This window comes from Arthrobacter sp. JCM 19049, assembly GCF_001310435.1.
Window position 1 is genome coordinate 1 of the sequence record NZ_BAXF01000073.1, and the last position, 8,087, is coordinate 8,087.

The 8,087-nt window shown below is 61.5% G+C and carries 10 protein-coding genes, 1 tRNA gene and 1 pseudogene; 4 read left to right on the top strand and 8 right to left on the bottom strand.

All coding sequences use genetic code 11. The features are described 5' to 3' along the window. From JCM19049_RS05585 to JCM19049_RS05600, 4 genes and pseudogenes are all read right to left on the bottom strand, one after another. A partial coding sequence (locus JCM19049_RS05585) for a P1 family peptidase (protein WP_279402537.1) occupies window positions 1-328 on the bottom strand: 328 nt, incomplete at its 3' end. A gap of 198 nt (window positions 329-526) precedes the next feature. Continuing rightward, window positions 527-1,378: pseudogene (locus tag JCM19049_RS05590) on the bottom strand (3-hydroxyacyl-CoA dehydrogenase). 92 nt (window positions 1,379-1,470) lie between these two features. Then, the gene (locus tag JCM19049_RS05595) at window positions 1,471-2,256 is read right to left on the bottom strand and encodes a helix-turn-helix domain containing protein (RefSeq protein WP_279402538.1); all 786 of its coding nucleotides are present in this window, start codon (window positions 2,254-2,256) and stop codon (window positions 1,471-1,473) included. A gap of 412 nt (window positions 2,257-2,668) precedes the next feature. Next, a tRNA-Ala gene (locus JCM19049_RS05600) sits at window positions 2,669-2,744 on the bottom strand. 185 nt (window positions 2,745-2,929) lie between these two features. Here JCM19049_RS05600 and JCM19049_RS05605 point away from each other — a divergent pair. Continuing rightward, complete coding sequence (locus JCM19049_RS05605) at window positions 2,930-3,361, top strand: VOC family protein (protein WP_054821075.1); 432 nt, start codon at window positions 2,930-2,932, stop codon at window positions 3,359-3,361. Between the two features lie 106 nt (window positions 3,362-3,467). On the opposite strand, the gene JCM19049_RS05610 is transcribed toward JCM19049_RS05605, so the two are convergent. Together JCM19049_RS05610 and JCM19049_RS18840 are read right to left on the bottom strand one after the other, a co-directional pair. Continuing rightward, the gene (locus tag JCM19049_RS05610; RefSeq protein ID WP_279402539.1) at window positions 3,468-4,538 is read right to left on the bottom strand and encodes an MFS transporter; all 1,071 of its coding nucleotides are present in this window, start codon (window positions 4,536-4,538) and stop codon (window positions 3,468-3,470) included. Then, window positions 4,531-4,704: a hypothetical protein gene (locus JCM19049_RS18840; protein ID WP_279402540.1), complete on the bottom strand. Its 174-nt coding sequence runs from the start codon at window positions 4,702-4,704 to the stop codon at window positions 4,531-4,533. Before JCM19049_RS18840 ends, JCM19049_RS05610 begins: the two co-directional genes overlap by 8 nt. A gap of 517 nt (window positions 4,705-5,221) precedes the next feature. Here JCM19049_RS18840 and JCM19049_RS05615 point away from each other — a divergent pair. Next, on the top strand, window positions 5,222-5,665 hold the full coding sequence (locus JCM19049_RS05615) for a hypothetical protein (protein ID WP_054821076.1): 444 nt from the start codon (window positions 5,222-5,224) through the stop codon (window positions 5,663-5,665). Window positions 5,666-5,806: 141 nt separating this feature from the next. On the opposite strand, the gene JCM19049_RS05620 is transcribed toward JCM19049_RS05615, so the two are convergent. Then, the gene (locus tag JCM19049_RS05620; RefSeq protein WP_054821077.1) at window positions 5,807-6,022 is read right to left on the bottom strand and encodes a hypothetical protein; all 216 of its coding nucleotides are present in this window, start codon (window positions 6,020-6,022) and stop codon (window positions 5,807-5,809) included. Between the two features lie 613 nt (window positions 6,023-6,635). Here JCM19049_RS05620 and JCM19049_RS05630 point away from each other — a divergent pair. Then, on the top strand, window positions 6,636-7,175 hold the full coding sequence (locus JCM19049_RS05630) for a hypothetical protein (RefSeq protein WP_054821079.1): 540 nt from the start codon (window positions 6,636-6,638) through the stop codon (window positions 7,173-7,175). Continuing rightward, complete coding sequence (locus JCM19049_RS05635) at window positions 7,175-7,642, top strand: DUF421 domain-containing protein (RefSeq protein ID WP_054821080.1); 468 nt, start codon at window positions 7,175-7,177, stop codon at window positions 7,640-7,642. The genes JCM19049_RS05630 and JCM19049_RS05635 overlap by 1 nt, the downstream gene beginning before the upstream one ends. 91 nt (window positions 7,643-7,733) lie before the next feature. Here JCM19049_RS05635 and JCM19049_RS05640 read toward each other — a convergent pair. Then, the coding region (locus JCM19049_RS05640) for an MBL fold metallo-hydrolase (protein WP_279402541.1) at window positions 7,734-8,087 on the bottom strand (354 nt) is incomplete at its 5' end.

Consider the following 8,087-nt stretch of genomic DNA (forward strand, 5'->3'; position numbering starts at 1 on the left):
GGCCGGGTGGCACCCCGCGCCCCTGCTCCTCCATCCAGCGCATCACCCCGTCGGCGGCTGCCAGGCCGAACGCCGAACCGCCGGTGAGCAGCACTCCATCCACGCGGGCCACGGTCTTTTGCGGGTGCAGCACATCTAGTTCCCGCGTGGCCGGGGCACCACCGCGCACCTCATAGGAGCCCACGCTGCCCTCGGGCAGCTCGATGAGCGTGCATCCTGTCATCGCCCGGGGATCGCTCCAGTGCCCTACCCGGACGCTGAATGCTGATCCTTGCCCGGTTCGCCGCCGCAGTGGGCCCGCCAGGGCCGGTGCTTCCTCGCGCTGCATTCCAGTCTCCTCATTCCACCGTGCACTCCTGTCCATGCTTCTGCATCACCGGCCCGCTGTCTAGGGGGTTCAGAGGGCCGGGAACACCTCTCCAGGCGTTGATCTGGACGGCAGAGCACGGCTTTCGCTGGCGGCGCCACCCGGGTCATGCACACGAGCGGTGTGTGGCGTGACGTGTTGGGTGCGCGCCTGGTGTTGCTAGTAGGTGTAGAACGGAGCCGCTGGCGATGCCGAGCTTGCCTTGGTCGATGTAGTTTTCCTTCAGCCAGGCCGCCAGCTTCTGGTCCTTCTCATCGCCGTGGGCGAGGATGTTGTACGGGGTGGTCAGCCCAATGACGTCGTAGATCTGGAACGGCCCCATGGGGCGCCGGTGGCGATCCGCCAGACCTTGTCCACGTCCTGCGGTTCGGCGTAGCCGCCGGCGGCCAGCTCCGCCGCGGCGTTGAGGAACGGAACTAGCAGTGAGTTCAGCACGTAGCCGGACTTCTCCTTGTACACCGGGATGGGCACCATCCCGATTTCGCTGGCAAACTGCACGATCTGTTCGAACACTGCCGGATCGGTGTCCGCAGTGCCCATGACCTCGGCGGTATTGAACTGCCAGATCTTGTTCGCGAAGTGCAGTGCCAGGAACTTCTCGGGCCGCCCGGTGAAGTCCTTCATCGCGCTTGGCAGCAGGGTGGAGGAGTTGGTGGCAAAGATCGCGCTTTCCGGCGCCACCGCTGCGAGCTTCTCATAGGTCTGCTGCTTAATGGCCAGGGCCTCGGGCACCGCTTCGATCACCAGGTCGGCATCGCGCACCGCGTCGGCTAGATCCGAGGAATAGCTCAAGCGGGTCAGCGCCTGGTCGGCCTTCCCCTCGTTGGCTCCTGCCACGGCCTCGGCCTTGTAGGTTTCCACAAGCTTGGCGAAGCGTTCCTTCGCACCGATCAGCGCCGTATCGGAGATGTCGTACGCAGTGACTTCGAAGCCGCTGTAGGCGCTCTGGAATGCGATCTGCGATCCCAGAACTCCCGTGCCGAGCACGGTCACCTTGTTGATGCTGCTCATAGCCTTACTCCTTTTCTTGATGACCGGTTGCCTTGTCTGCGGAACCGGCAAGTTTGTCGTGGTTCTGTCACCCGGAGGTACGGGCACCGGGGTCAGGTTCCAGATGGCAGGGTGGCCAGAACCCCGGCCACGATCTGGGACACCTGGTCGTTGAGGTCGGCAAAGACGTCCGCTCCGCCGTGTGCACCGGTCGTTGAACGGGCAATGGTCAGGTGCATGGCCGCGAAGATCGCGGCGCTGGCGACACGGATTGCCTGCGGGTCTTGGACCAGTCCGCGATCATCCGCTGCGGCCTGGATAACCGCGGCGATTGATTTCTCGATGCGGGACACCAGGGCCAGGCCTTCGGAGCGATAACGCTCTGCCGCGACCCCAAAGAGCAGCTCGCGCTGGTAGACGGCGCTGTTTTCGGCTTGCTGGCGGGCACGGGCCAGCGCTGGCTCCAGCAGCGACATGATGGCTTCGACGGGCCGATCTGACTGCTGAGCATGAGCTTCACCGGCTTCCAGGGCGGCACGAAATTCCTCGTTGTACACCATTAGCAGCAGTTCACTTTTGGAGGCCGCGTACCGGAACAAGGTGCCATCGGCGACGTCGGCACGTTTGGCGATTTCCTGAGTGGTCACGGCCCCGTAGCCGCGCTCGGCGAAAAGTTCCGAAGCGGCGCGGAAGATCCGCTCTTGTTTTTCTCGTGCATTGCGGTCCCGCCGCGACAACTGCGCCATGTCCTCACGATCCTCAATCAAATAATGAGTGAACTCATTTATGAGTGTACTCCGCTCTGGAGTCGAGTCAAGCAGTAAACGGCTTCCCTTAACTACTGCAGATTCATGGGAGCGCACCCGCGCGCCGGGCACGATCCGCTCGACGTTCTGCAAGTGCAGGGCGCAACAAAATAGACGACTCCATACCCTGCTCAGTCTGCGGGCCTCGGTGCACGTCTCCGGCTGATACTCACCGTATTCGTCATAGCCCCAACCTGGGCGAGCTGTCTCGAGGAAGGCTCATTCATGGGCCGCCCTGCAGGCACGGAAAACGACCATGGTGGCATTCGGCATCGCGTTGGCGGCAGCATCTGCGGCCGTACTGTTCCAGGCTCCATGCATCTACCAGCACATAAACTCCCGACAGGCATTTCGTAGCGGCAAACGCTGACGGCAGCACGCTATCGGCTACCGCGCCGAAGCCGGGCAAGCCTTTCCCGCCGGACCACCGAACGCCAGTCCGACGGAAAAGATCAGGCAAATAAAAAAGTCCCGAGGCATTTTGCGATGCCTCGGGACTTTTTACTGGTGGAGGTAAGGGGATTCGAACCCCTGACCTTCTGCATGCCATGCAGACGCGCTACCAACTGCGCCATACCCCCAGATGAAGGTGTGGTTGCCGGGGAATTTCTTCCCTTCGAACCGAGATAAAACTCTACCCGAACCTCCGCCCTGAACGCCAATCGAGCTCACGAGACGCTGCTCACACTGCACCCTTCCGCGTTCCACCCCAAGCTGGAAGAATGAGCGCGGGACAGTTCGCTCCCATGAGACGAGAGGGAAACCAATGACCGTTGCAATGACTCCCTACCTGCGCTACGGCGGAGTCGCCCGTGATGCGATGGAACTCTACCATTCGGTGTTTGGGGGTGAACTGAGTTTCATGACCTTCGCCGAAGGTGCCGGGGAAACCAACCCACAGGTAGCGGATCAGATCATGCACTCCTCGCTCTATGTGGATCGCGGGCTGCATCTGATGGCCTCGGACACTCACCCAGACATGAACGTCGGTCCCAATGGAACAATCGCCATCAGCGGCAGCGGTGAGGATGGGCCATCCGAGATCGATACGCTCAAGGAATGGTGGTCTAAGCTCAGCAAGGACTCACACATCGACATCCCGCTGGAGCAAGCACCCTGGGGTGACTACTTTGGCCAGCTGACCGACCGCTACGGGGTCACCTGGATGTTCAATATTGGAGCGGACGCCAGCCAGTAGGCTTGCGCTGAATCAAGGAAGGGTGGTTCTTCGGCCTTAACCGGAGAACCAACCTTCCTCATCTACGGGACCGTGGGCGTCGCGCCGCCTCCATACCCGTCAGGATCTACCGAGCGGAGGATTCCGTCTCAGCCAGTGCTTCCCGGCCGATCTTCAGCCCGAGCTTGCGCGAGCGATATTCGGTGATCACGGCCAGAACCAACCCAAGGGCCGCCAAAATGGCGCCGACAAATGCCGGGGCTCGGTAGCCGAAACCAGCGCTGATCACCGCTGCGCCCAACGCCGCGCCCATCGCGTTGGCAACGTTCAGTGCCGAGTGGTTCAGGGATGCGGCGAGCGACTGGGCATGGGGCGCCGAATCCATGAGCAGCGTCTGCAGGCTCGGGATCAGCAGCGAACCGGTGGCGCCCATGATGAAGACCATGATGAAGGCGGGGATCAGCCAACTGGTGACCAGCCCGAAGATGATCATGACCACCACCATGATCACCGAGGTCAGCTTGATGGCACCGAATACGGACCAATCCGCGAGCCGGCCGCCAACCAAGGACCCGACCACCATGCCCACCCCGTAGAGCGCCAGCGCGATCGGAACCAGGCCGATGTCCATACCGGTCACGTCGGTCAGCGTGGGGCTGATGTAGGAATAGACGGCGAAGAACCCTCCGAAGCCAACCACGCCGGTGGCCATGGCAAGCCACACCTGCAGACTCTTAAGCGCCGAGAGTTCCCGGCGGATACTTGCTCCGGCCTCGGCCTTGCGCCATGGGACGAAAATGCTGAGCATCAGCAGCGTCAGCAGTCCAACGATTGCCACAACGAGGAACATGGAACGCCAGCCGGCCTCCTGACCCAACTTGGTCACCAGCGGCACCCCGGCGACGTTGGCGACCGAGAGGCCCAGCATGACCCAGGCGATGGCCCGGCCGCGCATCGAAGCGGGCACCAGGGAACCGGCCAACACGCCAGCCAGACCGAAGTAGGCGCCGTGCGGCAACCCGGAGAGAAAGCGGGTGAACAGCATCGTTCCGTAGTCGGGTGCCAGGGCCGAGGAAAAGTTGGCCAGCGTGAAGAAGATCATCAGGTACTGCACCGCGCGCTTGCGGGGGATCTTCGCCGCGAGCGCCGTAAGTATGGGCGCTCCCACAACGACGCCGATGGCGTAGGCGCTAATCATCAGCCCATCTGGCGTTGTTCACGCCCAGATCCGCTCCGCCTTCCTGAAGTAGACCCATGATGGCGAATTCGGTGACTCCGATGCCAAAGCCACCCACAGACAGCGCCAGCACCGCGAACAGCAGCGCCCGCCCCTCCAGGATCTGGCTGGGCTGTGGATGTTTCATCAATCCCTCTTTTTCTTTGTGCCGCGTTGATTAACGGTACGGCTTCGTTGGCGCCCGGGTTCGATCGTAGTGGATAGCGCTGTCCGCACCGAACCTGCAAGTCACTCCGGAGAACTAAAGGCGCCGCACTCAGCTTGTTCCCAGCTTCGAGCGTGGAAGCATCGGTCGCCTTCCCGGACATATCGCCTCCCACTCAAGAGGAGTAACAACACCAGTTCCTAATATTGGACGTTTGTCAGAAGGGACTTGGAGGATTAATTCACAAGCCCATCCGACCGCTTCGCCAAAGGCCGGCGCCGTATGGAGGAACCTTTTTGCCACAGTAAAAAGTGGCCCCGGTCACCGCCTCTAGTTTGGGATTGACTTCACAGCTAGGGTCAGGGCTACGCCCTTGGTCGTCGCTACTTCCTACCTTTGGCTGATCCGCAAGCCGGGGTTGGAGTCGGGGCAGCGCCGATACTCGCGGGGCTTTCCGGGTAGTTCCACCCGGAACACTTTCAATTGAAGGAGGTAGAAAATGACGAACCGCATGGTGCGTTCACGGACTGCCGAACTCGTTGCCGAGGTCTTAGGCTCACGGTACGGCAGAAAGCATTTGGAATCTCATGGCTGGGTGCCTGGCACTCCGATCATTATGACCCGAAGCGACGAACCGCTGGAAGATGTAATGGCGCTCGTGTCGCTACATGAAACCCCGGTTTACGTCGCGATGCTGGAGCAGGAGCCGGAACGGCTATGCCTGCTGCGCGTCACCTTGGGCACCTCTGCGCTTGAAGTCGTGAACGTTTGGGGCAAGGACGAAACCATCGGCTGCCTCTATGAAAAGGTCGTCCCGAAACTGTGGGAGACATTCCGGGTCCGGTTCTGGCGCTACAGCGCCGTGGCCCTGCGTGTGCCCGAGCTGCTGACTACCCAGATCCCCACCTACTGGCGTGCGCCCTCACCATTGGCAATCGCCTAGACAAGGACTCAACCCCCTTCCCATATCAACCCATTTCTTTACCGCTCTGTGGGGTACCGTGCTGCGGTACCCCACAGAGTTTTCTGGTCCTACCCGAAAAAGGTATTGGCCAACTCTGGTATCCCAGCCTCACTGTGCTGGTCACCGACGCGTGTAGGTGAACTGCTCTGGCCGCATCTGGCTGCTGAGGCTGTGCACCCGGTCAATCTGCCACTGGCCGCGCTCGGCCAGGCTGATCAGTTCGACTGGGTTCAGCCGTTCCTCGCTGGTCACCAGCGAGAGCAGCGTGTTCCACATGGCCAGTTTCGAACTCAGCAGACCGCATACCGCGTCCAGCTGCATCTGAGTACCGGCCATTGTCGGTGGAATGCCCATCTTGATTGTGGAAAACGGTCGGACAGACACTTGTTGCCGATGCGTACCCGGCAACCACTAATCTCCTCAAACCCCAGACGGCCCATGATTGCGCGCAGGTCATTATGGTCATCACGCACCTGCTCATACATCTTCGCCAGCTCCGGGCCGAGGTCGGTGTTGCGCCACTGATGACAAACAGCTCCCAGATACCGGAGGCACATCTGTGAGGCTAGCGCGTGCTCCCGCAAATACTTTTCCAACACTGGCCGGTTCAAGCTCCTGCGTTCCATAACCACCTTCCCAAAGTCTCGAGAATGTGTCCTTGCGATAAGGCTGATGAACCGAAGGTCTCCTAGACTCCAGTTGCCTACGATTCTCGTTGCTGCTCCCCGAGCAGAACAAGGATTACCAGTGTCCTTTAGGGCTGGGAGCCCCGTTGTCGAAACTGTTTCGCTCACCCCTCTTCCGTAACTCGGTGCTGTCTGAGAGAATCCTGAAACCAGACTCTGACAAGGGAAATAGAACTAGCATCAGTGATAGAGAGTATGAATAATGCAGTTTTTGTCCCTGCTCAATGCTCAGCCTTTCGGGGAGAAATCGACAGGAGGAGACGATGCGGAACATCTACCAGGCGAAGGTCAATGATTCAACGCTGGATGACGTGATCGATGAGGATGAGAACCGCAGGCGGAGACTGGCCAGCCTTCTAATTCTGATGACGACGGCGCTGTTCATCCTCGCGGCCCTGGCCCACTCCTTTGATCGGGAGGCCACGGTCTCGCAAAACCTGCAGAACGGCAACGTGGAGTTGTCTTATCCGTCGGTGGCCCGGGCCGGCAATGAGATCGAGCTTGAACTGGACATCAATGACTCCGAGGGCCTTCCGGAGACGATCACGGTGGGGCTCACCGAAGAGTACCTCTCCTTCTTCGAGGGTCTGGACATCTACCCTGATCCCGAATCGCAGACCGCCGATGGGGATGGGAACATCCAGCTCACCCTGGCCACCGAACCCGGTGCCAAGGAGTTTCACCTGAAACTGACCGGCGAAGCGTCCGAGGAGTGGGAGCCGGCCACCGCCGGCACCCTCACCGTGGATACCGGCAAACCCGAGAAGGTTGCGCTTGATTTCAAGACCTGGAGGATTCCGTAATGGAAATAGTCATCCGTGCAGCCATCGCCTTCTTCATTATCTGGCTGGTCACCCGCGCCGCGGGGCGGGCCACCCTCGGGGAGCTGAGCTCCTTTGAACTGGTGGTCTTCGTGGTCCTGGGTGACCTGGTCCAGCAGGGAATCACCATGAACGACCGCAGCCTGACCGGCAGCCTGCTGGCAGTGACCACCGTGGTCCTGCTCGCCGCGATCCTGGGCTATGCGAACATGCGCTGGCCCAAGTTCGGAAAGATCACCCAGGGCCGGCCCATCGTGCTGGTGCGGGACGGGCAGATTGACCGCAAGGCGCTGCACCGTGAACGCATCGGCATTGACGAGCTTAGCATGCTGGCCCGCCAGTCGGGCGTCGAAAAATACAGTGAGATCCGCCTGGCGATCATGGAGGCCAGCGGGAAGGTTTCCTTCTTCACCCAGGAGGCCTCCGCAGACTCCGCCGATTCGGTCTGACACGGCCGCGTCCCCGCCCCGTCCGGAGTTGGACGGGGCGGGGACGCGGCTTCGATCGAATACGCTCGGAAGGCCCTGGTGGGCCGGTAACCTAGTCGGCCTTCGCCTTCCGGGCCTCCTCCACTGCGCTTCGGGCCCCGGAATGCCAGGGCTGGCCGTGGCCGCTGAGCAGCGTGCGGGCCTCGGTCTGGGCGATGGGCTCCAGGGAGCGCAGCGCCTGGTCAAGGTCCGCGGTGGCGGCGCTGGCCACGATCCGTGGACCGGTGCGGGTGTTGTACGGATCCAAGGTCACCACCGCATCGCCGGAAAACACCACGTCACGCTCGGGCAGGTGCAGCGCGCAGTGCCCGTCGGTGTGCCCCGGGGTGTGGATCGGGACCGGGTTGCCGGGCACCGGCAGCGGCTGCTGCTCCTGCCAGGGGTCGGTTTCCTGCACCCCGCGCAC

Excerpts from the sequence above, each read along its gene's own strand:
- JCM19049_RS05610 (WP_279402539.1), bottom strand. The coding sequence starts at position 4,538 with ATGATTAGCGCCTACGCCATCGGCGTCGTTGTGGGAGCGCCCATACTT.
- JCM19049_RS05620 (WP_054821077.1), bottom strand. The coding sequence starts at position 6,022 with ATGGCCGGTACTCAGATGCAGCTGGACGCGGTATGCGGTCTGCTGAGT.
- JCM19049_RS18840 (WP_279402540.1), bottom strand. The coding sequence starts at position 4,704 with ATGAAACATCCACAGCCCAGCCAGATCCTGGAGGGGCGGGCGCTGCTG.
- JCM19049_RS05605 (WP_054821075.1), top strand. The coding sequence starts at position 2,930 with ATGACCGTTGCAATGACTCCCTACCTGCGCTACGGCGGAGTCGCCCGT.
- JCM19049_RS05635 (WP_054821080.1), top strand. The coding sequence starts at position 7,175 with ATGGAAATAGTCATCCGTGCAGCCATCGCCTTCTTCATTATCTGGCTG.
- JCM19049_RS05630 (WP_054821079.1), top strand. The coding sequence starts at position 6,636 with ATGCGGAACATCTACCAGGCGAAGGTCAATGATTCAACGCTGGATGAC.
- JCM19049_RS05615 (WP_054821076.1), top strand. The coding sequence starts at position 5,222 with ATGACGAACCGCATGGTGCGTTCACGGACTGCCGAACTCGTTGCCGAG.